Origin of the sequence: Altibacter sp. HG106, from assembly GCF_028561755.1 — a bacterium.
GTDB lineage: Bacteria > Bacteroidota > Bacteroidia > Flavobacteriales > Flavobacteriaceae > DFVG01.
In genome coordinates this window covers 158,681-185,236 of sequence record NZ_JAQQTD010000006.1, presented here as the reverse complement: position 1 = coordinate 185,236, position 26,556 = coordinate 158,681, and the positions used below count along the sequence as shown (strand labels likewise).

Below are 26,556 nucleotides of genomic sequence, written 5' to 3'. Positions count from 1 at the left end.
TCTGTGAGTCGCTATGTCTTTCAAAAAATAGGCTATTCCTTACTGACCCTATGGGGCGTGGTGACGGTCATCTTTTTTCTCTTTACACTGCTTCCCGGAGATCCTGCGAGGATGATGCTAGGGCAAAATGAAAGCGAAGAGCAATTAGCCATTGTTAAGAAGAAATACGGGTTCGACCAACCGATCTACAAACAGTATTTGAACTATTTAAATGACCTCTCTCCGGTTTCATTTCATAGCACCAACCCTTCATCGTATACGTATCTTTCGGAAGATAAATACGCAGCCACCTCGTTGTTTACTGTGGGCACGACCACTGTGGTCCTGAAAGCTCCTTATTTACGCGAATCCTTTCAGAAAAACGGAAAAAAGGTAACGGCAGTCATTGCCGAAACCCTACCTAACACCTTTATTTTAGCAGTTTCGGCCATAGTGATCGCCATCGTTTTAGGCATTGGTTTCGGAATCATTTCGGTGATCTATAAAGACCGCTGGCCCGATCAACTTATCCAATTGGTAAGTACCTTGGGAATGAGTGTTCCTTCGTTCTTTAGCGCCATCATTTTTGCTTGGATCTTTGGGTTTTTATTGCATGAATACACCCATTTGAACATGACCGGCAGCCTGTACGCTGTGGATGATTTTGGAGAAGGCACTTATATACAATGGAAGAACCTCATCTTGCCTGCGATTGTCCTGGGTATTCGACCGCTTGCCGTGGTTAGTCAGTTGATGCGAAATTCATTGCTAGAAGTATTGAGTCAGGATTATATCCGAACGGCAAAGGCAAAAGGACTCTCCTTCTATCAGGTCTTGAAGCGGCATGCGCTAAAAAATGCATTAAATCCGGTGGTGACGGCAGTTTCGGGCTGGTTTGCCTCGATGTTAGCCGGAGCCGTATTTGTAGAATATATCTTTGGTTGGAACGGCTTGGGAAAGGAGATCGTAGATGCTTTGAATACACTAGATCTCCCTATTATCATGGGGGCAGTGCTGGTTATAGCCACCTTATTCATCCTAATTAATATTTTTGTAGATATTCTTTACGGATGGTTAGATCCAAAAATTAGAACTTAACACTACAGTTATGAGAAAACAAATTGTTGCCGGAAATTGGAAAATGAATCACGATCTGGCGGAAACCGAGAGTTTCTTAGTGGGCTTAAAAGAGCAAGTATTTCCGGAAGAGGTGACGGTGATGATCGCACCTTCGTTCACACAGTTACACCACACCTATAAGTCGCTTCGAGACCATCCGGTCACTACCGTGGCGCAAAATATGCATCAGGCAGCCAACGGCGCTTTTACCGGCGAGGTGTCGGCTAAAATGCTGAAGAGCGTTGGTATCAATACTGTAATCATTGGGCATAGCGAACGACGGGCGTATTTCAACGAAGACCATGATACATTGGCCGAAAAAGTAAATGCTGCCATAGAAGAAGACATGACCATCATCTTTTGTTTTGGAGAAGAACTAAACGACCGGAAGTCGGATGCTCACTTCGATGTTGTGAAAAAACAATTAGAAGATTCTTTATTCCATATTTCAGACCACAGTTGGAAACAGGTGATCTTGGCTTACGAGCCCGTTTGGGCGATTGGTACGGGAGAAACGGCCTCGCCAGAGCAAGCGCAAGAGATGCACGCCTTTATTCGAAAAGAAATTGCCGCTGCCGCGTCCCAAAAGATTGCGGATGAAGTTTCCATTTTATACGGAGGAAGCGTAAAGCCAAACAATGCGACTGAGATCTTCGGAAAAAAAGATGTAGATGGCGGACTTATTGGAGGTGCCTCCTTGGCGGTCGATAGCTTTATGGAAATTGTCAACTCCTTCTAAGTGACACCGATCTATCTTGAATACCATTTTACGGTGGAACCTACCCAACCGGGAACCGATATTCTTATTGCGCAATTGGGCGTATTAGGGTTTGAAAGTTTTGTGGAAACGGATACCGGGGTGCAAGCCTATGTTCAGAAGGAAGCGATAGACCCCCATCTGGTAAAAAAGCTACAGGTTTTTGAATCGGATATCGCGGCCATCTCCTTTACCTTTCGGGAGATCGAGCAGGTCAATTGGAATTCGGAATGGGAGCGAAATTTTCATCCCATAGAAGTGGGAGATCAGTGTAGAGTGCGAGCACCCTTTCACGAATCCAAAAAGGTGCCGTATGAAATCATAATCGAACCTAAAATGTCATTCGGTACGGGACATCACGAAACAACCTTTATGATGCTCGAATACATTCTGGAGAACGATTGGAACGTAAAAAAGGTCCTGGATATGGGATGTGGTACGGCGGTGCTTGGAATTCTAGCCTCTATGCGGGGCGCTAAAGAGGTTTCCGCTATTGATATTGATTCCTGGTGTGTTGAAAATAGCCTCGAAAACGCGACGCGAAACCAATGTGATCTTTCGGTCTCTCTCGGGGATGCTAGCGTGCTGCCCAACAGTCCTACCTACGATGTGGTCATCGCTAATATCAATCGAAATATCCTACTAGAAGACCTTCCGAAGTATAAACAATCACTGCGAAGTCCGGGAGAATTATACCTTAGTGGCTTTTACGCTGAAGACTTGCCAATCTTACAATCTGCTTGCAATAAATTGGGATTTCAATTCGTTGGAAATAAAGAAAAGAACCAATGGATTGCAGCAAAATTTGTACTTTAGAGGATGTTATGAGTACCCGAGAAAAATACCAGGAAGATCTGGAGGTCTTGGAACAAGAAGCGACCGAAAATCAGATCGTATTGTTCAATGATGATGTGAATACCTTTGATTACGTTATCAACACCTTGATTATGGCTTGCGATCACACTCCCGAGCAAGCCGAACAATGTTCTATTATTGTTCATTTCAAAGGAAAGTGTACGGTAAAAACCGGCCCCTACGAAGACTTAGAGCCGCGCTGCAGTATGTTATTAGATGCAGGTTTAACGGCTGAAATTCAATAAATTACTAAATTATAGATTCTTCATTGATTCGCACTAAAATGTTAAATATTTTAGATGAATGTGAATTTTATTGTGATTATTTTAAGAAATACATATCTTTAGAAGGAATATCCCCACAGAAAATTAATCACTAATCATTAATTCTATTATTTATGAAGAATTTAAAATTTGGGCTTTTAGGCGCTCTGGCGCTCAGCCTCGTGTTGGTTTCATGTTCTAAAGATGAAGAGACACAACCCAACGAAACAAACCCTACTGCCAATCTTACCAAAGAAGTTCCACAACACCTGGTGGATGTATTAGACAAGATGGAAATGAACACGAACTTTGTTCGTTATGGTACGTTTCACTTTCCTGATGGAACCACAGAAGAACGCATTTTTGTTGAAGAAGATGTGGTGCTTACTGAAGACCAGATCCTAGATTTTGGAAAACAACTAGCGGATGCTACTGATGAACGTCAGTACCGCACCTTCAATTTAGTAAGTCAGGGACGCAATATTTCGATCATCGGGTACACCGGTGGGAGTCAGGCGCTCTCCAGTAAAGCACGTACGGCGTTGCAATGGGCGGTAAATAATTACAACCGTCTTAACGGGGTGAGTATTAGCTTCACCCTAACCTTTGGTACTAATTACCAAAGTAAAGACATGGTAGTGTACGACAATTCCATTAACAATCCGGGAGGAGCCGGTGGTAGTGCTGGGTTTCCTAGCAATGGTTTGCCGTACAAATTCGTTCAGATCTATAACTTAGATGGCTATTCTACCAATGTGAATGAGCACGTAATTACGCATGAAATCGGTCACTCGGTTGGATTTCGTCACACCGACTGGTTTAGCCGTCAGAGTTGCGGTCAAAACGTAAACGAAGGTTCCGGTTCGGTAGGTGCGGTTCATGTAAACGGTACTCCTACAGGATACGATTCTAGTTCGATCATGCTTGCCTGCTTCAGCTCGGGTGCGAGCGGTGAATTTAATTCGAACGACATCACGGCATTGAACAATATGTATTGATGACGTAACCCATCTAACCATCAATGTGAAAGTCCGCTCGAAGCGGACTTTCTTTTTTGCTACACCTTTGGTTTTTTGGCAAACCGAATAAAAAGTTCATTTCCTTGTCGAGGTGGAATTGAGTTGTACGCGGATGCCAAGACCTTTAATTCATAATACGCGCCAAAGAGAGCGGCATATTCGGCGCGACTCCCGCCAAAAGGTGGCCCGTCTGCTGTCAACGGAAAGTTAAATAGCAATCCTACCAATTTACCCTTGTTGTTTAGAAGTTCATGCGTTTTTTTGACATAGGCCAAACGTTGGCTTGGCGGTAATGCACAGAAAAAGGTTTGTTCGAGGATGAGGTCGTAGGATGTGTTGAGCTTGAAAAAATCTGTCTTCAGGATATGTGACTTCGGAAAGGAGGGTACTCGCATCTGAAACTGTGTAAGGGCTGTTTCGGAAACGTCCACCACGGTCACATTTGAAAAGCCTTGATGATGTAGATATTCAGCTTCATGTCCAAATCCCGCACCTGGAATAAGAATCGAAATGGAGCGGTCTTCAAGTTGGTCTATATACGCCTTTATAGGTGGCGATATGGCGCCAAGGTCCCAGCGGGTGCTACCTTCTAGATAGCGATCTTCCCAATACGACTCAGAGAGGTCCATTGCTTAGTTGGCTACCCACCCAAGATATCCGCCTTTGAGGTCGTAAATTTTGGTGAAGCCCATGGCTTCAAGGCGTTCACTCGCTTGTCCGCTTCGGTTTCCGGAACGACAATAGATATAGATGGGTTGATCCTTGTCAAAAGCACTGAATTTTTTCTGAAATGCTTGCTCTTGAAAAAAGTCTATATTTTGTGCTCCATCAATATGACCGGCTTCAAATTCTTCCGCAGTACGAACATCGATGAGCGTCACATCCTTATCGCTGATTTCTGTTTGGAACTCAGACTTTGAAAGTATGGTTGTGTTTTTGGTTTCCTGAGCACAAGCAGTGATCACGGTGATTGCAACCAAACATGTAAAGAAAAGTGATTTCATGATGATTCATTTAAGGCATAAAGATACGTAAATTGATCTTCTCTAGGTGGTGCCAGAAAGTACCGCTAGTTCTAAAGACATCGCCTAAAAATAGCTACCTTTCCTAAAATCAACATCTATGTACAGTAAAATAATGGTTGTAATCGGAATCTTTCTGGTAGGATGGAGTTGTGGTAGTACTCCGGAAGCCACTTGTATTGACGAATCAAAAATTGAAAAAGAAGGCTATTGCACCTACGAATACGCTCCGGTTTGTGGGTGTAATCAGGTTACGTATAGCAATGAATGTCATGCCCGAAAAAGTGGTGTCACCACATGGACGCAGGGAAGCTGTGACTAGTTTTTTGAGTGTAGTGACCCTGCCTTTGCCGGGAGGCCGGCTTGGCGGGAGTGATCGTTTCACTCACTTCCTGACAAAGCTCCGCTTTGAAAATAGCCCAAACAAAAAAACGCTCAAGCGAGCTTAAAGGTACGTATGGTAAGAAGGATTACTCGCTGTCGCTCATGATCCTTAGCGCTACGCGCTGAAAATCAAAACTGCACTAAGACAAAAAAGCAAGCTATTTGTTTTAGCTTGCTTTCGATTTATTCGTGACCCTGCCTTTGCCGGCAGGCAGGCTCGGCAGGAGTGCTTGGCATTCTTTGAGCGCATTATTGCAAATAAGAAACCACGGGCTATCGCCCTAGTTCTTCATTTCATTCCAAAGCGTTGAGTCTTCGCTCCGCTTTTTCATAAAATAAAGAACCACACCCTTAGGGACGTGGTTTCTTGAGTGTCGTGACCTCGGCAGGAGTGTTCGTTTCACTCACTTCCGGACAAAGCTCCGCTTTGAAAATAGCCCAAACAAAAAAACGCTCAAGCGAGCTTGGCGTTTTTTCTTATTGAACTATTTATTCGTGACCTCGGCAGGATTCAAACCTGCAACCTTCTGAGCCGTAATCAGATGCGCTATTCAGTTGCGCCACGAGGCCTTATGTGATTCCGAAACAATGATAAAAATCTACGCTTTTGTTTCGGGCTGCAAATATATTTCTTTTTACCTTTATAGACCAAGCACTTTTCTAAAAAAAATGATCGATCTGCAAAAATTCATCCGGGATGTTCCCGATTTTCCGAAGCCAGGTGTAGTATTCAAAGATATCACTCCGCTTCTCAATCATCCCGAAGCGATGGAAACCTGCCTGAACGAGCTTATTTCGTTGGTGGGTGATCAGCCTATCGATAAAGTGGTAGGAATTGAATCACGCGGCTTTTTCTTTGCCACGGCTATGGCGCTGCGTTTAGACGCCGGTTTTGTACCGTTGCGAAAGCCCGGAAAACTTCCGTTCGATACCTTAAAACAGCCGTATTCCTTGGAATATGGAATGGACTCCTTGGAAATTCATGAAGATGCAATCAACCCCGGAGATCAGGTATTGCTGCATGATGATGTGTTAGCAACCGGCGGAACAGCGCAGGCTGCGTGCAAATTGATAGAAAAATTAGGCGGAGAAATTGTACAGTGCAACTTTTTTATTGAATTGTCTTTTTTGCAAGGTATTCATAAGCTGAAAGGGCAGGAGGTGCGCTCATTGATCACCTATTAATTTTAGTCAAGCGCATTTTTGGTCACCCACATTCGATACGCAAACAAAGCAAGTTGCCATTTGCTGGCCTTTGCCAGATCCACTCCTTTTTTGGTAAAACTAGGCAGTAGTTTCTTATTTAACTTGGCTAAGCCTTTGAAAAACTGTTGCTTCATAGGTTAAAAGTACAAATAAAAAAACCCTTCTCATCAGAAGGGTTTCTTAAAATCATGGTGTGTCTCACATAGCAATAAACACGGTTTCTATGGGGTTTCCATCATCAGAATCGATGGTGGTTACCGTTTTAGCACGATCCCCTTTTTTCAATTCAATTTTGAGGCTTGTAATTTCATTGCGTTCGTTTCGTTTCACGCGTTTATAACTGAATACAACGTCACGGGCTTTCAAACTACGCTTTAGTTCTTCAAGTTGGGCATCGCTCATGTCTTTTGTGATCACTACGGCGTCACTATCGCCATTCGACTCAAAAAATACATTTTCATTGTCATGAAGTCCGAAGGATCGGTTCGTTCGCGATCGGCGTTCATTCAGCTCAGCGCGGCGCAGTGCCAATTCTTCTCTCCGCTCAGCAAGTTCTTCTCGTCGTTCGGCCAGTTCTTCACGTTTTTCTGTGAGTCGGTTGCCTCGTCGTTCCTCCATAAGAGCCAGACGTTCTTCCTTTCGTTCGTCAAATCGTCGCTTCATGCGCTCCTCTCGTTCTACCATACGCTCCTCCAATCGCTTAGCGCGTTCTTGAGCCCGAAGGGCGAGTTCTTGGGTGCGCTCTTCCATTCCTTCTGACCAAAAACTGCTTCTTCCCTCGTCATCAATAAGAAAATAGAAATCGCTAATCCCCTCGTCGTCGTTTACATGGAAGTTACCATTATTGCCATTGCCACGGTGTTGGATTCGTAACGAATAGATTTCCCCCTGACTGTTACGCTGCACTTCATAACTCAGGTCGATATTATGGGTCTTTTTAATATCCGCCTTGATGTCATCTAACTCGGCATCTGTGGTATTTTTCGTTATCAAGTACCGTTCTTTTGCCAAAACCGGAGTGGATGTCACGCTACGCTGATTATCCAGCGAAAGGTTGTTGCTGTTGTCTCTTTCTTCGGAAAGACCTGTTTCTATTGGGTCTTCGGTTTCCGAAGTAACCTCTGTCGAAGTAGTGGAAGTAGACGCTACCATAGGAGGGGTTGCTAATGGTTCCGAAACGATGGTACCTGTGACCGCTTCCGAAGGGATGTTGGTGTTAGGGTAGGTTGTTGAAGTTTTTTGGGTAGGCTGATAGACGACCTCCTCTTTTACATTAAAACTCCAAAGGAACACTGCGATCAAGGGTAAGACCCAGCTCATTTTCCATAAATTCGATTTTTTTGAATGCTCTTTGTTTAACATAATGATTCGTTTTTTGATGAATGATTGATAAAAAGGTGTGGTTAGCACAGGCGTCGCTTCGGGGGATGAAATTCGAAGCAGTGCTAATTGATAGTCTTTTTTCGAGGGTACGTCTTGCGCCGTAGTGTGATCGGCTAAAAATTCCAGATTCTCTTCCATGTCTTTTTTATACCACCACGCGAAAGGATTGCACCACTGTATGGCGATAAGCAGATGGGCGAATACTACATCCAAACTGTGCCATTGCCGTGCATGCGCGCGTTCGTGTTGTAAGATCATTTGAAGTTCTACCTCGGGATGCTGCGTTGGGTTGTATACGATGTAGTGAAAAAATGAAAACGGTCGAATGGGTTCGGTTACCTGCACATAGCGATAGGCGCTTTTACGCACCGATGGTTGTTGGGTTACCATCCGAAGAACGATGGTCAAGCGCCACACCAGGCGTAACAGAAAAAAAGTAACGCCAGCCAGGTAGATGCCCAAAACGACGGTTGTCCAGGGAATGGAGGCATTGGATTCGATGACAGTAGCAATGGTTTGAGTAGGAATTATAGTTTCTGAAGTGGTCTCAGACAAGGGTATCACTTCTTTATAGACAATACGGGTAAGGGCGATAAACGGAACCGTCAAACTGGCAACGATACCTCCGGTCAAAAACCATCGATGCGCAGTGAAATGGGTGTCGCGTCGCAACAGGAAATGATAGATTCCGAAGAAAATAACAAGCAGTAAAGCACTTTTGGCCAAGTAGAGTAGCGGCTCCATATTAGTTGTCTTTTTCTATGAGTTGTAAAATTTCGCGAAGTTCTTCAGCACTGATCTTTTCTTCTTTGGCGAAAAAGGATACCATGCTTTTATAGCTGCTTCCGAAGAATTTTTTGGTGGCCATCCCCATAAAGGTCTCCATGTAGGCTTCTTTAGAAACCGTAGGATAGTACTGGTGCGTTTTTCCGAAAGCCTTATGCGCCACATATCCTTTGTCCTCTAAATTTCTAACGATGGTAGAAATGGTATTATAATGCTGTTCTTCTGGCAATAAACGCATCAATTCTTTCACAAAGGCCTTCTCTAGCTGCCATAAGGCCTGCATAATTTCTTCTTCTTTATTGGTGAGTCGCTCCATCTTTTTTACGTATTGAAAAGCAAATATAAACTATTTTTATAGTTATACAACGATATTTGTAGTTATATAACTTTATTTCTAGTTATTTATTGTGTGCATAGTATACCCTTTGGATTCTTAGTATCTTGGCCTTTTGCCAAAAATATGAGTATACTGTTTATTTTTCTGGGGCTCTTGCTCTTGGTGGTAGGAGGCGAATTTCTCGTAAGATCGTCTGTTGCTCTTTCCTTTAAATTGCATCTTTCTAAAATGGTTATTGGACTCACCGTGGTGAGCTTCGCCACCTCGGCACCCGAGTTGTTAGTGAGTCTAAACGCTGCCCTGACGGGCTTTAGCGACATTTCCTTAGGAAATGTCATTGGTTCTAATATTGCGAATATCGGACTCGTACTGGGGATCACTGCCGTGATAGCTCCCTTAGCCATTGATCGTGACTTTTATAAATTCAATTGGCCGGTAATGATGTTTCTTTCGGTTGCGCTCTATATCCTTCTGAAAAGTAACGCTTCTTTGAGTCGGTTGGAAGGAGGAATACTACTAGTGCTGCTAGTAATTTATTTAGTACTCCTAATTCGTCGCGCCCGATTGAAAGCAAAAACGGACCCTACAGACGACAGTATTGATGACGGACTTTCACAAGCTTCTAACAGTAAGATTATAATCTGGCTAGCTATTGGTGGGGTGGCACTGTGGGGCGGAAGTGAACTTTTGGTCACCGGTGCTGTTGACCTGGCAACCATGCTGGGGGTGAGTGAACGCGTAATTGCGGTGACCATGATTGCTATTGGTACCAGTGTTCCCGAGCTTGCAGCTTCGGTGATAGCCGCGCTTAAAAAAGAAAAGGCGATCTCTTTAGGAAATCTTATCGGCTCTAATATATTCAATATCGCTTCGGTGCTAGGGGCTACGGCGCTCATTCAGCCCATTGCAGTGAAAAGTGATTTGGTATTGTCAAACGACATCTTTTGGATGCTAGGTTTTGCCGCTATTCTGATCCCGCTGGCTTTTCTTCCGAAGAAATTTGAAATCGGAAGAATAAAAGGGCTGCTCATCGTTATTGGATATTGTGTTTTTATTGGTCTTGCCTTTCTGAATTAATTACTGGAAAAAAGAACCCCTGAAATTTTAGGGGTTATTAACAGCAAAAACACTTTTATTAATAACTTAACATGATAAAATAGGGGGTGTATTGGTAAATGTGATATTTTTGTACCGTAAAACATTAATATTTCAAACTGATTCCTATGTCAACCTTACGTTTTAAAGCCATCTCAGAAACGTTCAATCGGAAACCGGTAGAGGTCAATGAGCCCAAACGCCGTTCTGAAATTTTTGGTAGCAATGTCTTCAATGAAGCAGCGATGCGCCAATATCTTACGAAGACTTCTTATAACAGCGTTATGGACGCTATTGAAAACGGCGCCAAAATCGATCGTAACATTGCCGATCACATTTCTACGGGAATGAAAGAGTGGGCTATTTCTAAAGGAGCGACCCATTATACCCACTGGTTCCAGCCCTTAACCGGATCGACAGCAGAAAAGCACGATGCCTTTTTTGAAACTACAGGAGGCGGACAAGCAATCGAAAAGTTTGGAGGCGGACAATTAGTGCAGCAAGAACCGGATGCTTCTAGTTTTCCGAACGGAGGAATTCGAAATACCTTTGAGGCACGTGGGTATACCGCATGGGATCCAACGTCCCCTGCGTTTATCTATGGAACCACACTTTGCATTCCTACGGTGTTCGTAGCGTATACGGGAGAGGCCTTGGATAATAAAACACCCTTACTTCGCGCGTTGCAATCGGTTGATCAAGCCGCTACCGCAGTCGCCAAATATTTTGATAAAAGTGTTTCTAAAGTAAATGCTACCTTGGGTTGGGAACAAGAGTATTTCTTGATCGACAAAGCCTTAGCAGCTTCCAGACCCGATTTGATGTTGGCAGGGCGTACGCTTCTAGGGCATGCTTCGGCCAAAGGACAGCAGTTAGACGATCATTACTTCGGAAGCATTCCAACGCGTGTCCTTAATTATATGCGTGATTTGGAAAACGAATGTATGCTGCTAGGGGTGCCGGTAAAAACACGGCATAACGAGGTAGCCCCTAACCAATTTGAGTTAGCACCTATCTTTGAAGAAGCGAACCTCGCTGTAGACCACAACTCCTTACTAATGGATGTGATGGATAAGGTGGCCGATAGACATCACTTTAAAGTATTGTTCCACGAAAAACCTTTTGCGGGCATCAATGGTAGTGGAAAGCACAACAACTGGTCCCTAAGTACGAATACTGGCGTGAATTTGTTAAGTCCGGGTTCTACACCCATGAAGAATCTACAGTTCTTGACCTTCTTTATCAATACCATAAAGGCGGTACATGAGTATGAAGAACTGATTCGCGCGGCTATTGCCAGTGCTAGTAATGATCACCGCTTGGGTGCTAACGAAGCCCCGCCTGCGATTATTTCGGTATTTATCGGGTCGCAGCTTACCGCGGTCTTAGACGAGTTAGAAAAAGTGACCGATGGGAAACTATCGCCACAAGAGAAAACCGATCTGAAATTAAATGTGGTTGGTAAGATCCCTGAGATCTTATTGGATAACACAGATCGAAACCGAACCTCGCCATTTGCCTTTACCGGTAACAAGTTTGAATTACGTGCGGTGGGCTCTATCTCCAATTGTGCGCAACCCATGACGGTATTGAACGCCATCGTTGCAAGACAGCTGATGGATTTCAAAGAAGAGGTGGATAAATTGATCAAAGGGAAGAAGATGAAGAAAGATGATGCTATCTTCAACGTGCTTCGTGAATATATAAAGGAGTCTAAGAACATTCGTTTTGAAGGCGATGGGTACGGAGAAGCCTGGGAAAAAGAAGCGAAGAAACGCGGCTTGAGTAACAACAAAACCACTCCTGAAGCACTAAAAGCACAGGTGGCGAAGAAGAACATCAAGCTGTACGAAGATCTTGAAATCATGACCAAGGTGGAGATTGAAGCGCGCCATGAGATTCAGGTAGATGAGTATGCGATGCGCATTCAGATTGAGGGTCGTGTGCTAGGAGATGTAGCCAGAAATCACGTGATTCCTACAGCGATTCGATATCAAAACTTATTGATTGAGAATGTACAAGGACTGAAAAGTATCTATGGAAACGATTTCAAAAAAGTAGCAGGAGAGCAAATGCAACTGATTGAAAGCATTAGCGATCATATTGCACATATCAATCAAGGGATTACCGACATGATTGAGGCGCGTAAGAAAGCCAATAAAATCGATAACTCTGAAAAACGTGCCTTTGAGTACTGTAATAAGGTAAAACCGTACTTCGAAGAAATTCGCTACCACTGCGATAAGCTGGAATTGTTAGTGGACGATGAAATTTGGCCATTGACCAAGTACAGAGAATTGTTATTCACGAGATAATTTCATAGAAACTTTAAGATTCCGTAACGTAAACCGCTTCAAATGAGGCGGTTTTTTATTTAACATTTATTTAACATTTGAAGAATTTTCCTCTTTTTGTGTCATTCGGCGAATTAAAGATGTAATTGAACCGAAAGTGTTAAATTTTTTTGTAGGAAAATACTTCTTATAGGCACTGTAAATCAGTTATATACGTACTTCTACGTATGTAGGATAGCCAATTTTTTCAGATATTTGATACAGAAGTCAAGGGATAAGAACTATTGTAGATGAGCCTGTTACATCCCCCGGCCACGCTCCAATATTCTACCGTTTGCCTTCTTATGTGGCAACACATTACAATCCTTACTTAGTATCCCCTTTAAAGTATTTATTTAATTCTTGCGTTTAGGCGCACGCAATATACTGTGCCTACAAAATTGGATTACTAACTATTACATATTTATTAACTAAACTTTTAAATTTTCAGAATTATGAAAAAATTAATGTTAAGTGCAGCAGCTTTAATCTTTGCTGCAGTTGGGTACTCTCAATCTAATACGAGTACAGTTACACAAACAGGAAGCGGCAATTCATCTTCAGTGATTCAAACTGGAATGACGAACATGTCCGACGTTGATCAAACAGGAGACGGCAACGCTTCTGAAGTTACGCAAGATGGTACGTCTAACGATTCTGATGTAGATCAAATCGGAAACGACAACGATTATGATGTAGATCAGATAGGTACTACGAACGATGCTGACGTTTACCAAGAAGGTAACCGTAACCTTGGGGGTGGTCCTTCTTTAATCTGGGGAACACGTCAAATCGGTACCGACAACATGTCTACAACTTCTTCTGTAGGGGACGATAACAACGCGGGTACCTCTCAAGAAGGAGATCGCAACATGGCGACTATCGACCAAGTGGGTAACGCTAACGTTGCGAATGGAGGAAACTTCGGTATTCGTCAGATTGGTGATGACAACAAAACTGAGATCGGGCAGTACGGAAATAGTAACTTCGGTAACTCTTTCCAAACTGGAAACAGCAACTACTTCCTAATCACCCAAGATGGTGACGGAAACACGGCTACTTCCGACCAAAACGGAAACGACAACCTTGGTGGTGATCCAGTTCCTGGATTGATCTGGGGTATTCGTCAGTTAGGTAACGACAACATCGCTGACAATGATCAGGATGGTGACCGTAACAACTCTGGTGCTGGACAGTACGGTGATGAGAACCAATCGTATATCTCTCAAACTGGGAATGACAACATCGCTAACGGTGGATTCTTCGGAAACTATCAGGTTGGAGATCGCAACGTTGCAGTTATCGACCAGGATGGTGATATGAACGATGCTCAAAACACTCAGTTAGGAGACGATAACGACGCTACTGCTACGCAAGATGGTGTAATGAACTTCAGCCGTACCACACAAGATGGTAACATGAACTTCAACAACACAACACAAACGGGTGCTACGCACAGCAGTATCGTTGACCAAATTGGAAACGGAAACTCTTCTACCGTTACACAGAGTAACTAAGAGAAGACGTAAGCCAAATTTATTAATTGAAAATTGGAGCCTTATTTGGTATTCCTGAATAAGGCTCTTTTTTCGCTACCAAAATATTTATGAGAAAATTACTTTTTAGCGCCATTGCTTTATTGTCAGTTTCTCTCCTTTTCGCTCAGTCAAATACCAGCGATGTGTATCAATTGGGATCTGGAAACGATTCGGATGTAACACAAACTGGATTTATGAACAACTCTGATGTCGATCAGTTAGGAGATGATAACGAAAGCGATGTGCTTCAAATAGGAGATACAAATGGCTCTGTCATGCTACAAGATGGTAATGACAACTATTCAGACGTTCAGCAATTGGGTAACAGCAATACTTCTGACGTTTCTCAGGTTGGAAATGACAACGACAGCTACAATCATCAAGGCTTCTCGGGCTTGAGCTCTGGAAACGATAGTAACACGAGTGTGGTTTCGCAACAAGGAAACGGAAATAGCTCACATGTCGATCAATACACTGTAGGGGGTGACTCTGATAACAACATCAGTTTTAAAACACAAACAGGGAATGACAATGATAGCTTTGTAGGTCAGGAAGGCGACTTCAACGGAAGTGCCGTTATTCAAACTGGAAACGACAACGATTCTTTTGTCTATCAAATTGGCGCAGCCAACAATTCGTTGGTAAACCAAAATGGTGATAACAACGAGTCGGATGTAAATCAAACCGGAAACAACAATACTTCGGGAGTGGCTCAAGTTGGAAACGATAACTCAAGTGACGTAGACCAAGACGGTTTATTGAACAATAGTAGCGTGTTCCAGCAAGGAGATTCTAATGATAGTAGCGTTGAGCAAGTTGGAAATTTCAACTTTAGTGACGTGAAGCAAATTGGAGATGATAACTTTAGTATCGTAGAACAGTTTGGAAACGGTAACATTAGCGGTGTTGTTCAAACCGGAGATAACAACATCTCAGGCGTTGGTCAATACGGAGACGGGAATGCAAGTACCGTTTCTCAAACTGGAATGGGACACTTTAGTATTGTCATTCAAGATGGAAATAGCAACTCTAGCGTGGTAAGCCAAATGGGTACTACGCATGTAAGTTCTGTTTTTCAGATTGGTAATGGAAACAGCTCTACAGTAACGCAGAGTAACTAATCTTATCCATACCTAACTTTACTGTAAGAGCAAAAACATAATTCGTTTTTGCTCTTACTTTTAACAAATTTTTTATATTGCAATTAATTGCCTGGTTATGAAACGAAAACGCACCTATACTTTACTACTACTGCTGCTCTCTCTAATAGCGGTTTCTGGCGGCATTTACGCTCAAAACTACATAGGGCAAGACAACAACACCCTGGGACTTGAAACTTCCCTGGATAACGGTGCCGTAAATAACCTTCTGAACAATCAGATACAGGGGGGGTCAACGGCTTCGGAAAATATTATCTTCGTAAATCAAATCGGAGATCGTAACACCGTCGAGGTTTCGAACCAAATAGATGCAACGAGCACGCTTGATGTTGCACAATTGGGAAACAACAATCTGGTATATCTAAGTGTACAAGCTCGAACCTTAATTCAAGACATCCTCCAAGAAGGTGATGGCCACGAAATACTGAATTTCAGTAATAATCCGAACGTACAAGACCTTGAGATTATCCAACGGGGCACCGATCAGAACATCATCTTTCACGGAACCAATTCGATTTCAGAAAAAATGAAGATAAATATGGAAGGCAATAGCCAATCCATTATCGTTCGAAGTTTCAATTAACTCCTATGAAGGCTCTCTCCTATATCGGACAGGCATTTCTTTTACTGTTCTCAATTTCAGTGTTCTCACAAGGAATCAATTCCGATATCGAAGCAAAGATTTTTCAAGAATCAAACGGAGAATTCATTACCATCAAAGCTTTTGGGATTAATAAAACGATAACCAACTATTCCCTGCGGTTCGTATTGACCATTACCGACAAAGCGGTAGACGAAGCAGCCGCTACTCCTGAAAAAGAAGAGGGACGTTTCATATTAGACCCGAACGAACGTAAAGAACTTGCCAGTGTGTTCCGTAACGTAGACCCACAACAGCGAACCATCATACTATTGCTCATTTACGACCAAGATGATCAAATTGTGGGGAAAGATAGGATTGTTCTAAACGGCCCAGAGAACGTAGATCCCACGAAACTCATTATCGATGCTAAAAATGCCGTTTCGGAAGATTTAAATAACGCCGGTGAGGATGGATATGTACCCCTAACCGGGATCGTTACAGAAGATACCAAAACGAAACCTGGGAGGGATTTCTATTACCTATACAAGCGTAAATACGACAAAGAAGAAATTAATGGTGAAATGATCGTGGCCATAAAAGAAGTACTGGCGCTAGGAATTAATACTAAGATTCAGGTACTTGTCGAGGGAGAGCTAATTTTTGAGTTCTTTGTAAACCCTAGAGCTGGGTATTTAGACCAAATGGTCGCTGCCGCAATAGAACGTACAAATCGCTATTTTCAATATATTCGAAGTCGGGGAGATAATTATGTTAAACGTTATTGATATGAAAAAATTACTGTTTTTAGTATTTGTGTTAGGAGTTGCGGGAATAGGCTTTTCACAACAATTGGTGTATCGTCCAGTGAATCCCAATTTTGGCGGTGATACCTTTAATTACCAACAATTGCTAAGTTCTGCCAATGCGCAAAACTCTTTTACCAACCCAGATAGCCGCGCAGGTCTTTCTGATCTTGATACTTTTTCTGAAAGTATCAATCGGCAAGTATTGGGGCAGCTTTCTCGGGCTATTTTCGGACAGCAATTAGGGCAAGGACTTCAAGCCGGAACGTATAATTTAGGTACCTTGTCTCTCGAAATATTTGATTCGGCAGAAGGAGTCGTTATTAATATTTTAGATACCACCACAGGAGAACAAACGCAAATAGTTGTTCCCAATTAAGAAATTTGAATGTTCTAAATGCGAAATTTTATCTCAATTTGCCTCATTGGCCTGCTTTTTACAGGATGTGGAACCTACTTAAACCAACCGGTTCAGGTCCAGAAAGCGCGTACCGGAGAATTAACTCCAAAAAGTAAAGTACTACGAGAATTACCACCCCCTCAAGAGCCAATCATTGTTGGAGTCTATAACTTCAAAGATCAAACGGGTCAGTACAAAAACGTGGAAAATGGAAGTTCCTTTAGTACCGCCGTCAGCCAGGGAGCAACCACCATGTTGATTAAAGCCCTAGAGGATTCTAATTGGTTTACGCCCATTGAACGTGAAAACTTGGGGAATCTAACTCAAGAACGGAATATTATTCGTTCCACTCGGGAAGAATTTGCCAAAAAGGGTAATCCACAGCCTGCCTTACCGCCACTTCTGTTTGCGGGGATACTGTTGGAAGGTGGAATCGTTTCCTACGACTCTAATATCATCACCGGAGGGTTGGGAGCACGCTACTTTGGTGTGGGAGGTTCTACGCAGTATCGGGAAGATCGACTTACATTATACCTGCGCGCTGTTTCTACCTCTAATGGAAAAATATTAAAGACCGTTTATGTTTCAAAAACAATCCTGTCACAAGCGATTGACGCGAGTTTGTTTCGCTATGTGAACTTTCAACGACTTCTTGAAGTAGAAACCGGTATTACCAAAAATGAACCCGTCCAGTTGGCGATGAAAGACGCCATTGAAAAGGCCGTGGAAGCACTAATTGTAGAAGGAATAGAAGAAAATCTTTGGTCTACAGGTGGCGGAGCAGCTGTCAACCAGCAATTGGTGGCTGAATATAATAAGGAGAAAGAACTTGAAGAATCGACCTTGCTCTATGAGCGTCGGCAAACTCCAGTATCAAAGAAAAATAGCTTTCACATTAGCGGTTTTACCACCTTATTTCAAAGTGATTTCTCAAAAAAACCGCTGAGCTACGGGGCCTCCTTCGGATATTCCAGAAGACTTACCGATTATTTGGGGCTTGGACTCAAAGGGAGTTATCTAACACTCGAAGCGGGTAGCTCGTATGAAGAGGTTTATGTGACTACCGACTTAAATATTGAAGGGTTTCTATTGCCGTATGACGATATTACGCCGTTTGTTTTCGCAGGGGCGGGATATACCGTCAATATTGATGATGAAAATGATACCAATATCAAACTGGAAGACCAGTACAAAGCCCAGGGCGGATTGGGAATAGATGCTAAAATATCCGACTCCTTTTCGCTGCGTGCCTTTGCTGAAGCCAACTTTTTCTTTTCAGATGAAATCGATGAGGTGGAGCGCGGAAAAAGAGATGATTTCTATTATGCTTTCGGAGTAGGCCTCAATTATCACTTCGGAAAAGGACGATCTAAAAGAACAAATCTCTCCGAAGAAGAATTAACAGAACCAGAAAATACTTTAGAAGAATGAACATACAGATTCGCACATTACTAGGGGTTTTATTACTGATAACCCTTGCTTTCGCTGCTTGCGAAGAAGATGGTATCGATGAAGATGGCACCGGAACCATAGACGGAACCGTCGTTGTGGATGGAGAGAACACACCATTGGCCAATGTGAAAATAACCACCAATCCGGCTTCTACTACGGTGTTTTCAGATACTAACGGTCAGTTTGTACTTACTAGTGTCCCTTCTGGCGATTATTCTGTGCAAGCCGAATTAGACGATTACCTTACTGCTTTTGAAGGCGTAACAGTTGTTACCGGGGAAGCCAGCACCGTTGTCTTTGAACTTTCCTTGTCTTCCTCTACCAACAATCCACCACTCCGCCCTGTTTTGGTGAGTCCGGAAGACAACGCGTCGGACGTTGGTAGTGAGGCCCAATTTGTGTGGACGTCTTCCGATTCCGACACAGATCCTATTCAATATACCTTCGAACTTCGTAATGGTGCTACCAACGAGATCTTGATGGTTGAAGAGATTGAGGATACCACCTACACAGTAAGCGACCTAACCTTGGGGGTAAATTATTTCTGGCAGGTAACGGCTGATGATGATATTACGCCTCCTGTGGAAAGCAGTATCAGTAGTTTTTCTACTCGCGACCCTAATGATAACCGGTTCCTATTTGTACGCAAAGTGGGTACCAAAAATGTTATTTATTCGGGTAGTAATTTAGAAGACGATGAACCCGACGAGAACGTGATTCAACTTACCTCCACGAGTGAGAATAGTTTCCGCCCCCGAAAAAATAATACGGCAGGGAAGATTGCCTTTTTGCGAACCGCGGGAAGTGAAACTCACCTATTCACCATGAATCCAGATGGTACCGAAGTCACACAGGTTACCAGTACGGTTCCAGTACTTGGTTTTCGACAGGATGAGGTTGATTTTTCCTGGTTCTTAAATGGCAATCGAATCTACTATCCTAATTTGAATAAATTGTATTCTATCAATGTCACGGGAGTGGGTAATACCTTGATCTATGAAGCGCCAGCCGGTACCTTTATTACAGAAATAGATACCAATCAGGCGAACAACCTGGTGGCTATTAAAACCAATGACGCAAACGGCTATAACGCGCGCATCGTAGTAATCAATCCAAATACTGGCATTGAAACAGATGTAGTGATCGAAAATCAACCGGGGGCTCTAGGAGGAATTGATTATTCTATAGATGGAACTAAGCTATTGTATACTCGTGATGTTTCCGGGTTCGAAAGTCCCGATTACCAACAACTGGATAGCCGAATTTTTATCTACACTTTCGCAACAGACACTGCAGTGGAAGTGGATACGGCTAGCCCTGCAGGTACCAACGATCTCGATGCTAAATTTTCTGCGAACGAGGGCGCTGTTATTTATGTAAACACCTCTAATGATGGTATCTCTCGGAAGGATATTTATAAAACAGACCTCGACAATCAAAACTTACGGGATTTGTTGTTTACCGAATCTTTTATGCCCGATTGGGAATAACTTCCACAATTCATAAAGAAACCCAAAACCTCATAGATTCTATGAGGTTTTTGTTTTTTACCTTTGTACCATGAGTGAAGAAGTTTCTAAACGTTATGCCCAGCGTGGTGTTTCCGCGCAAAAAGAAGATGTTCATAAGGCCATCAAAAATGTAGATAAGGGATTGTTTCCGAAAGCATTCTGTAAGATCGTGCCTGATTATTTAACGGGCGATCCCGATCATTGTCTAGTAATGCATGCCGATGGTGCCGGGACAAAATCTTCGCTGGCGTATATGTATTGGAAAGAAACAGGCGATCTTTCGGTATGGAAAGGAATCGCGCAAGATGCCTTGATCATGAATATTGACGACCTATTATGCGTAGGAGCTGTCGATAATATCATGTTATCTTCCACTATTGGTCGAAACAAAAACCTGATTCCCGGAGAAGTCATTTCAGCCATCATCACGGGTACTGAAGAACTTATTACTGAATTGGAAGGCTATGGTCTTACCATTCGGTCTACCGGTGGAGAGACAGCAGACGTGGGGGATTTGGTGCGAACCATTATTGTTGACTCCACCGTCACGGCACGTATGCGCAGAGACAAAGTGATTGACAACGCGAATATTCGGCCGGGCGATGTGATCGTAGGCTTGGCGTCTTTTGGGCAAGCCAGCTATGAAACCTCTTATAACGGAGGGATGGGTAGTAACGGACTTACCTCTGCCCGACACGACGTGTTTCATAATGAACTCGCCATGCGCTATCCCGAGAGCTACGATCATAGTGTTCCGAAGGAACTGGTCTACTCCGGAAGTAAAAAATTGACTGATCCCGTCACCGGGAGTCCGATTGACGCAGGAAAACTCGTTTTGTCTCCAACGAGAACCTACGCGCCTATTATTAAGAAAATTCTTGAGAAGTTTTCTTCCGAAGAAATCCACGGAATGGTTCATTGTAGCGGAGGCGCTCAAACCAAAATTTTACACTTTGTGGAGAATCTTCACATTATTAAAGATCAACTTTTCGAGACCCCTCCCTTGTTTCGTTTGATCCAGGAAGAAAGCAATACACATTGGAAGGAAATGTATCAGGTTTTTAACATGGGGCATCGTATGGAACTATACGTTCCTAAAACCCTTGCTTCAGAAATCATCAGCATTTCAGAAGCCTTTGAGGTGCCGGCTAAGATTATCGGACGCGTGGAGCACGCTAGTAGTAAAAAATTGACGATCGATTCCGAATACGGAAAATTCACATATTAACAGGAAAACTCCTATAGGTTCTTTATCTTCGCGTTGTTCAGTTACTTAACAATTAATAATGCATAAGTTTTTTAATAGGAGCACTTGGGGCCCGTTGCTTTTCCTATTGGTGTGCCTGCACATGTGGGTGATCGCGCAATTCGATATTGAAATAAGTCGGTTATTGCGGCTAGGAACGTTCTTACTCGTGTTCTCTTACTTTATTCTTCAGTTTGGATGGAAGCAAGGCCGATTGCTACTGGTTTTTGCTCTCTTACTACTTCGCGATGTTTCTGTGGTATTTTATGAAGTGCCTATCATGAAAACAATCGGGTTCTTGGTTACGATTGCGGCCTATGGCCTGTTAAGTTATATGGTATTTAAGAAGATCCGAATTTATGTGAGTACCAGTTTGGTTTTTATTTTTTCCACTGCAATCGTCGGACTTAATATTTTTAATGTCTTGTACTTATCGGAAGCCATTCGTCCGGGTTTAGATAATGATTTGCAACTCATACTCTTTATCTTACAAGGGGCCTTGATGATGATCATGGCGTTAGTAGGCTATTTATATCATGGCAGGATAGGGGGAAAACTTCCACTGATTTACCTCTACATAACCCTTAGTTTCGTCTTCGGAGATTTGTGTGGTTTGGCGGCCTATTTCTTTAAATACCAGGTAGCCTTTTATCCAGAACGTATATTCTATCTTATTTCCTTAACTTTGTTATTGTACTACGCTTGGATTCAGAACTCTAAAAGCGTGTATCATTGGGAATCGGAAGGCCTAGAAGAACAATCATTGCTTTAAATTGGTTTCCCACGGGAAGCCATGGCGAATCTCCTAACATATCGAAAAAGTAATAGCTGGTGGTTGCTAACGCTCGGCATTTTGTTACTTGCTGCGAGCATTTGGATTTACAATCTGGGAGATTATCTTTTGTATCGATTTTTACGCGGTCTCACTGTCTTTTGCTATCTGATTGCAATGTTCTTCATGAGCCAGAAACCGCTGAATAAACTAGTTGTCTTATTCACGTTTTGCTACGGAAGTTCTAGTGTACTAACCATTTGGTATGAGGACAATGTTTTTGCCATTCTTTCTATGAGTGTCAACGTTTTGGGATTGCTGCTATTACTCAGAGCAGTTATTCCGAAAGTCTCTTTCAAGCGAATTGGTGTTTTTTTAGGGGTGGGGCTAGCACTACTCATTATTATCAATTCGTACATCCTCTATGAATTCATTTGGATGATGCGGGACTTTACCCTGAGCAACGCTCACTACCTCTCCATCTTACTTAATTGCATGGCATTGGTAGCCCTCGGATTTTGCGCCATGGTGTACAATCACGTAATTAGCAGTCCGGCCTCCCTAACCTTTACATTGTTTGTTTTTGCGCTGATCTTTTCTGAAGTATTTCGCGCCATAGCCTATTACGACTTTGAACTGGCGGAAATTTCAGTGTATTTGGCTCGTGCCCTATTGATCGTAGCGTTTTCTCTCTTGGTACATTTTACAACCTTTCGCAAAACGCAGCGGGAACAACTGATTTCTAAACTCTTTTAATCAGAATTGTTTTCAGTTTTATTGCGCGTATTTTAATCATTCAATTATTGTAAATTTGCGGCACTAGTACCTAAATATGTTAGAAAAACTTCAAATAGTAAAACAGCGTTTTGATGAGGTAAGCGACCTGATCATACAACCCGATATAATTTCTGATCAGAAACGATACATTCAGCTCAATAAAGAATACAAAGATCTACGTGTGTTAATGGATAAGCGAGAAGCCTATCTGACGGCTACCGAACGCGTTGAGGAAGCAGAAGAGATTATCAAAGACGGAAGCGATAGCGAGATGGTTGAAATGGCCAAAATGCAGTTGGATGAAGCGAAAGGACATATCGCAACCCTAGATGAAGAAATAAAATTCTTGTTGATTCCGAAAGATCCGGAAGATGCCAAAAATGCCGTTATGGAAATTAGAGCCGGAACCGGTGGTGATGAAGCGAGTATTTTTGCGGGCGATCTCTTCCGAATGTATTCTAAATATTGCGAAGGCAAAGGTTGGAAAGTGAGTGTGGTCGATTTCAGTGAAGGAACGAGCGGAGGATATAAAGAAATCCAGTTTGAAATTGAAGGCGAAGATGTGTACGGTATTCTGAAATTTGAAGCCGGTGTACACCGCGTTCAGCGTGTGCCTCAAACCGAAACGCAAGGTCGCGTCCATACCAGTGCCGCTACGGTCATGGTGTTCCCCGAAGCCGAAGAATTTGATATTGAAATAGACCCTAAAGATGTGCGTATCGATTATTTCTGCTCTTCCGGACCTGGAGGACAATCGGTGAACACTACCTATTCGGCTGTACGTCTTACGCATGAGCCCACGGGATTGGTAGCGCAATGTCAGGACCAGAAATCACAGCATAAGAATAAGGAAAAAGCATTTAAAGTACTGCGCTCACGTTTGTACGATCTCGAGCTTGCCAAGAAACAGGCCGAGGATGCCGAAAAGCGGGGTTCTATGGTTACCAGTGGCGACCGAAGCGCGAAGATTCGCACCTATAACTATCCGCAGGGAAGGGTTACCGATCACCGCATCAATTTAACCTTATACGACCTTAGCAATATCATTGATGGAGACATTCAAAAGATCATTGATGAATTACAATTGGTAAGCAATACCGAAAAGCTGAAAGAAGCGGGAGAAACCTTTTAGCCTATGAATCGCGACCAACTTATTGCCGAAATCAAACGGAAAGAATCGTTCTTGTGTGTAGGGTTAGATGTAGATCTGGAAAAAATTCCGACCCATTTGCGTACCGAAGAAGATCCTATTTTCGCGTTTAATAAAGCGATTATCGACGCCACACATCACGTGGCGGTGGCCTACAAGCCCAACATCGCGTTTTACGAAACCTATGGCGTCTCAGGTTGGAACGCCCTTCAAAAGACCATCGAGTATCTCAACCAGAAGTACCCGGAAGTGTTTACCATCGCGGATGCGAAACGTGGGGATATTGGGAATACCGCCGATCGCTATGCACGGGCTTTTTTTGAGGATCTAAACTTCGATTCGATTACGGTCGCTCCCTACATGGGGCGTGATTCGGTGGAGCCCTTCCTGGCATACAATAATAAGCATACCATTTTGTTAGCGCTGACGTCGAATGTAGGGGCGGAAGATTTCCAAACGCAAAAAGTGGGAGATCATAGTCTTTTTGAAGAGGTGGTAATAACTTCTCAATCCTATAAGAATTCGGAACAACTAATGTATGTTGTTGGAGCGACACAAGCGTATCGACTTCAGAAAGTGAGAGACTTGGCACCCAATCATTTCTTACTGGTACCTGGAGTAGGCGCTCAAGGAGGAAGTTTGAAGGAAGTATGTCTTCACGGTTTGACAAAGGATGTAGGCTTGCTTGTGAACTCTTCACGAGGGATTATTTACGCCTCCCATCAGAAAGATTTTGCTGAGGCGGCTGCAAGAGAGGCTACAGCGCTGCAACGAGCCATGAAAGCCGAATTGGATGCGCTGTAAAGACCAGCTTAATAGAATACTACACTTTCCTAAGCAGCCAAAGACTATTGTTTCACTGGTTCCTTCAATCACACAGTTGTTAGTGGGTCTCGGTCTAGAAGACAATATCGTTGGTGTCACTAAATTTTGTGTTTCTCCCGAGCATCTTCGGAAAGAGAAGCGCATCATTGGCGGAACCAAAGCCGTAAAAGCAGATGACATCGCATCCCTTCATCCGGATATCATCATTGCGAACAAAGAAGAAAATACAAAGAAGATAGTTGCGCAACTTTCAGAAATCGCTCCCGTTTGGGTGAGTGATGTAGCCGACTTTCAGACTCACATGGATTTGATAGAAAAACTTTCAACATTGTTCCAAATACAAGAACGCGGCATCTCTTTAATACAAGCCCATGAGACGGCACGGAATTTTTTTCAGGAATTCATGAAAAACAAACCGTGGAAACGTGTGTACTACTTGATCTGGAAAGATCCCTACATGATAGCCGGTAAGGGAACCTATATCGATGCTATGCTGCAACGCAATCATTTTGAGAATTGTGCTAAGTCATTGCGATACCCTGAAGTTGACATGGAGGAATTATCGAAGGCCGATCTGCTACTTTTAAGCTCAGAACCTTTTCCATTTACTGAAGAAAGAGCAAACGAGGTGGAGCAACAATGTGGTGTGAAGACGGTCTTGGTAGATGGAACGGCCTTTAGTTGGTATGGGGCGGACAATGAAGCGGTGTATCAGTACTTTCGGACGTTACATTAGCTATTTGTCGGCTTCTTGAAGCGACAAATATTTGATTTGCTCATAAAGCCTTCGAGCTTCCCTATTAATGCGATCACTTTCCTCCTTATTGTGTAGAGCAGTACGGAAGGATCGCTTCATAAGATGACTATACCGTTCTTTCAAACGGTCTAACTTCGTCTTTCCTGTAAGCCACTGAAACATTTCTCTATTAATTAATTACAACTACAAAGATAGTTTCAGGAACGTATAGAAAATGGGAAGAACTCGTTAACGATTTGCTAAACCTTGAAGGATACTCGACCAATTCGTTAAAATGTTAACAAACCCTTAGTCCTGAAGTGCAAAAACCTGTCGTAATAAGTTGGTCGTTCGCGAATTAATCTTGGTTCGTATGTTTTTTTCTTCTACGGAGATCATCGTAAAAACACCGTCCAAGGCCTCACCCGTCACGTAATCGGTAAGATCAGGGTTTACTTGATTTACAAATGGAATGGCATTATACTGATTAATAATATTGGTCCAAATTTGATCTGCACCTACCTTTGAAAAAGAATTCTGGATCACCGGATTAAATTTGGCGTATAATGCCTGACGCGTACGTCCTTCCAAATAGCTAGTGGCTGCCCTATCGTTTCCTAGCAGAATGTTTTTCGCATCGTTGAAGGTAATGCCCCGTACAGCATCTACGAAAATGGGTGTTGCTTCTTTCACGGCATCTTCGGCCGCGCGATTCATCACTTTTAAGCCTTCGTCGGCCAGACTCCCTAACCCTATGTCGCGAAGGGTTCTATCTACCTTCTGAAGCTCTTCGGGAAGTAGTATTTTTACCAATTGATTTTTGTAGAATCCGTCTTCCTGAGTAAGCTTGGTAACTTGTTTGTCGATACCAAAGTCTAAAGCTTGGCGCAGTCCGGAAGCGATGGTGTTATTGTCAATACCCGTCTGGTTGGGAAGTTCATTAATCACACCTTGTAATTCAGCACAAGAAATAAGCATGAAAATACTAAGGACTAGGGTGATACGTTTTTTCATGAGAGTAGGATTGAAGGTCAAAGATAAAAAAGACCCTCCAAGCGGAGGGTC

At 42.9% G+C, this 26,556-nt stretch carries 29 protein-coding genes and 1 tRNA gene; 22 read left to right on the top strand and 8 right to left on the bottom strand.

The features are described from left to right. Positions 1-3: 3 nt before the first annotated feature. The 5 genes from PO830_RS11860 (at position 4) to PO830_RS11840 (ending at position 3,971) form a co-directional block, all read left to right on the top strand. Positions 4-1,077: an ABC transporter permease gene (locus PO830_RS11860; RefSeq protein WP_272853789.1), complete on the top strand. Its 1,074-nt coding sequence runs from the start codon at positions 4-6 to the stop codon at positions 1,075-1,077. 10 nt (positions 1,078-1,087) lie between these two features. Continuing rightward, positions 1,088-1,837: a triose-phosphate isomerase gene (gene tpiA / locus PO830_RS11855; RefSeq protein WP_272853788.1), complete on the top strand. Its 750-nt coding sequence runs from the start codon at positions 1,088-1,090 to the stop codon at positions 1,835-1,837. Then, entirely contained in the window at positions 1,838-2,671 is an 834-nt protein-coding gene (prmA, locus tag PO830_RS11850; protein ID WP_272853787.1) for a 50S ribosomal protein L11 methyltransferase, read from the top strand. It begins immediately after the preceding gene. Positions 2,672-2,679: 8 nt separating this feature from the next. After that, positions 2,680-2,955 carry an ATP-dependent Clp protease adaptor ClpS gene (locus tag PO830_RS11845; protein ID WP_272853786.1) on the top strand — a complete coding sequence of 92 codons (276 nt, stop codon included), beginning with the start codon at positions 2,680-2,682 and terminating at the stop codon, positions 2,953-2,955. A gap of 152 nt (positions 2,956-3,107) precedes the next feature. Then, the gene (locus PO830_RS11840) at positions 3,108-3,971 is read left to right on the top strand and encodes a M57 family metalloprotease (protein ID WP_272853785.1); all 864 of its coding nucleotides are present in this window, start codon (positions 3,108-3,110) and stop codon (positions 3,969-3,971) included. A gap of 59 nt (positions 3,972-4,030) precedes the next feature. On the opposite strand, the gene PO830_RS11835 is transcribed toward PO830_RS11840, so the two are convergent. Further along, positions 4,031-4,621, bottom strand: a complete 591-nt coding sequence (locus PO830_RS11835; RefSeq protein ID WP_272853784.1) for a methyltransferase — start codon at positions 4,619-4,621, stop codon at positions 4,031-4,033. A gap of 3 nt (positions 4,622-4,624) precedes the next feature. After that, positions 4,625-4,996, bottom strand: a complete 372-nt coding sequence (locus PO830_RS11830; RefSeq protein WP_272853783.1) for a rhodanese-like domain-containing protein — start codon at positions 4,994-4,996, stop codon at positions 4,625-4,627. 118 nt (positions 4,997-5,114) lie between these two features. Between PO830_RS11830 and PO830_RS11825 the strand changes: the two genes are divergently transcribed. After that, positions 5,115-5,336, top strand: coding sequence for a Kazal-type serine protease inhibitor family protein (locus PO830_RS11825; protein ID WP_272853782.1), 222 nt, complete (start codon positions 5,115-5,117; stop codon positions 5,334-5,336). Between the two features lie 558 nt (positions 5,337-5,894). Here the strand turns inward: PO830_RS11825 and PO830_RS11820 are convergent. Then, positions 5,895-5,968, bottom strand: a tRNA-Arg gene (locus PO830_RS11820). Positions 5,969-6,067: 99 nt separating this feature from the next. Here PO830_RS11820 and PO830_RS11815 point away from each other — a divergent pair. Beyond that, positions 6,068-6,583 (top strand): adenine phosphoribosyltransferase, encoded by a 516-nt coding sequence (locus tag PO830_RS11815; RefSeq protein ID WP_442870107.1) that lies wholly within the window; start codon positions 6,068-6,070, stop codon positions 6,581-6,583. Between the two features lie 2 nt (positions 6,584-6,585). Here the strand turns inward: PO830_RS11815 and PO830_RS11810 are convergent, their stop codons facing one another. The 3 genes from PO830_RS11810 to PO830_RS11800 form a co-directional block, all read right to left on the bottom strand. Beyond that, positions 6,586-6,738: an SsrA-binding protein gene (locus PO830_RS11810; RefSeq protein ID WP_272853781.1), complete on the bottom strand. Its 153-nt coding sequence runs from the start codon at positions 6,736-6,738 to the stop codon at positions 6,586-6,588. A 64-nt stretch (positions 6,739-6,802) separates the two neighbouring features. Beyond that, positions 6,803-8,731: a M56 family metallopeptidase gene (locus tag PO830_RS11805; RefSeq protein ID WP_272853780.1), complete on the bottom strand. Its 1,929-nt coding sequence runs from the start codon at positions 8,729-8,731 to the stop codon at positions 6,803-6,805. 1 nt (position 8,732) lies between these two features. Further along, positions 8,733-9,089: a BlaI/MecI/CopY family transcriptional regulator gene (locus tag PO830_RS11800; protein ID WP_272853779.1), complete on the bottom strand. Its 357-nt coding sequence runs from the start codon at positions 9,087-9,089 to the stop codon at positions 8,733-8,735. 144 nt (positions 9,090-9,233) lie between these two features. Between PO830_RS11800 and PO830_RS11795 the strand changes: the two genes are divergently transcribed. The 15 genes from PO830_RS11795 to PO830_RS11725 all read left to right on the top strand — a co-directional run bounded on the left by PO830_RS11795 (position 9,234) and on the right by PO830_RS11725 (position 25,491). Continuing rightward, the gene (locus PO830_RS11795) at positions 9,234-10,187 is read left to right on the top strand and encodes a calcium/sodium antiporter (protein WP_272853778.1); all 954 of its coding nucleotides are present in this window, start codon (positions 9,234-9,236) and stop codon (positions 10,185-10,187) included. 146 nt (positions 10,188-10,333) lie between these two features. After that, positions 10,334-12,520, top strand: a complete 2,187-nt coding sequence (locus PO830_RS11790; RefSeq protein ID WP_272853777.1) for a glutamine synthetase III family protein — start codon at positions 10,334-10,336, stop codon at positions 12,518-12,520. A 473-nt stretch (positions 12,521-12,993) separates the two neighbouring features. After that, the gene (locus PO830_RS11785; RefSeq protein WP_272853776.1) at positions 12,994-14,055 is read left to right on the top strand and encodes a hypothetical protein; all 1,062 of its coding nucleotides are present in this window, start codon (positions 12,994-12,996) and stop codon (positions 14,053-14,055) included. 89 nt (positions 14,056-14,144) lie between these two features. Then, positions 14,145-15,197 (top strand): hypothetical protein, encoded by a 1,053-nt coding sequence (locus PO830_RS11780; protein WP_272853775.1) that lies wholly within the window; start codon positions 14,145-14,147, stop codon positions 15,195-15,197. A 97-nt stretch (positions 15,198-15,294) separates the two neighbouring features. Further along, on the top strand, positions 15,295-15,819 hold the full coding sequence (locus tag PO830_RS11775) for a hypothetical protein (protein ID WP_272853774.1): 525 nt from the start codon (positions 15,295-15,297) through the stop codon (positions 15,817-15,819). Between the two features lie 5 nt (positions 15,820-15,824). Next, positions 15,825-16,604, top strand: a complete 780-nt coding sequence (locus PO830_RS11770) for a CsgE family curli-type amyloid fiber assembly protein (RefSeq protein WP_272853773.1) — start codon at positions 15,825-15,827, stop codon at positions 16,602-16,604. 1 nt (position 16,605) lies between these two features. After that, positions 16,606-17,001 (top strand): curli assembly protein CsgF, encoded by a 396-nt coding sequence (locus PO830_RS11765; protein ID WP_272853772.1) that lies wholly within the window; start codon positions 16,606-16,608, stop codon positions 16,999-17,001. Between the two features lie 18 nt (positions 17,002-17,019). After that, entirely contained in the window at positions 17,020-18,453 is a 1,434-nt protein-coding gene (locus tag PO830_RS11760) for a CsgG/HfaB family protein (RefSeq protein WP_272853771.1), read from the top strand. Beyond that, positions 18,450-19,964: a carboxypeptidase-like regulatory domain-containing protein gene (locus PO830_RS11755; RefSeq protein ID WP_272853770.1), complete on the top strand. Its 1,515-nt coding sequence runs from the start codon at positions 18,450-18,452 to the stop codon at positions 19,962-19,964. Before PO830_RS11760 ends, PO830_RS11755 begins: the two co-directional genes overlap by 4 nt. 70 nt (positions 19,965-20,034) lie before the next feature. Beyond that, on the top strand, positions 20,035-21,213 hold the full coding sequence (locus tag PO830_RS11750; protein ID WP_272853769.1) for an AIR synthase related protein: 1,179 nt from the start codon (positions 20,035-20,037) through the stop codon (positions 21,211-21,213). A gap of 58 nt (positions 21,214-21,271) precedes the next feature. Further along, on the top strand, positions 21,272-22,003 hold the full coding sequence (locus PO830_RS11745; RefSeq protein ID WP_272853768.1) for a hypothetical protein: 732 nt from the start codon (positions 21,272-21,274) through the stop codon (positions 22,001-22,003). A gap of 21 nt (positions 22,004-22,024) precedes the next feature. Then, positions 22,025-22,759 (top strand): hypothetical protein, encoded by a 735-nt coding sequence (locus PO830_RS11740; RefSeq protein ID WP_272853767.1) that lies wholly within the window; start codon positions 22,025-22,027, stop codon positions 22,757-22,759. Between the two features lie 76 nt (positions 22,760-22,835). After that, positions 22,836-23,912: a peptide chain release factor 1 gene (gene prfA, locus PO830_RS11735; protein ID WP_272853766.1), complete on the top strand. Its 1,077-nt coding sequence runs from the start codon at positions 22,836-22,838 to the stop codon at positions 23,910-23,912. A 3-nt stretch (positions 23,913-23,915) separates the two neighbouring features. Next, complete coding sequence (gene pyrF, locus PO830_RS11730; RefSeq protein WP_272853765.1) at positions 23,916-24,734, top strand: orotidine-5'-phosphate decarboxylase; 819 nt, start codon at positions 23,916-23,918, stop codon at positions 24,732-24,734. Then, positions 24,724-25,491, top strand: coding sequence for an ABC transporter substrate-binding protein (locus PO830_RS11725; RefSeq protein ID WP_272853764.1), 768 nt, complete (start codon positions 24,724-24,726; stop codon positions 25,489-25,491). Before pyrF ends, PO830_RS11725 begins: the two co-directional genes overlap by 11 nt. Here PO830_RS11725 and PO830_RS14830 read toward each other — a convergent pair whose 3' ends face one another. Both PO830_RS14830 and PO830_RS11720 read right to left on the bottom strand, forming a co-directional pair. Then, positions 25,492-25,674, bottom strand: a complete 183-nt coding sequence (locus PO830_RS14830) for a Lacal_2735 family protein (protein WP_442870106.1) — start codon at positions 25,672-25,674, stop codon at positions 25,492-25,494. A gap of 126 nt (positions 25,675-25,800) precedes the next feature. Next, positions 25,801-26,505: a DUF4197 domain-containing protein gene (locus PO830_RS11720; RefSeq protein ID WP_272853763.1), complete on the bottom strand. Its 705-nt coding sequence runs from the start codon at positions 26,503-26,505 to the stop codon at positions 25,801-25,803. Positions 26,506-26,556 lie beyond the last annotated feature (51 nt).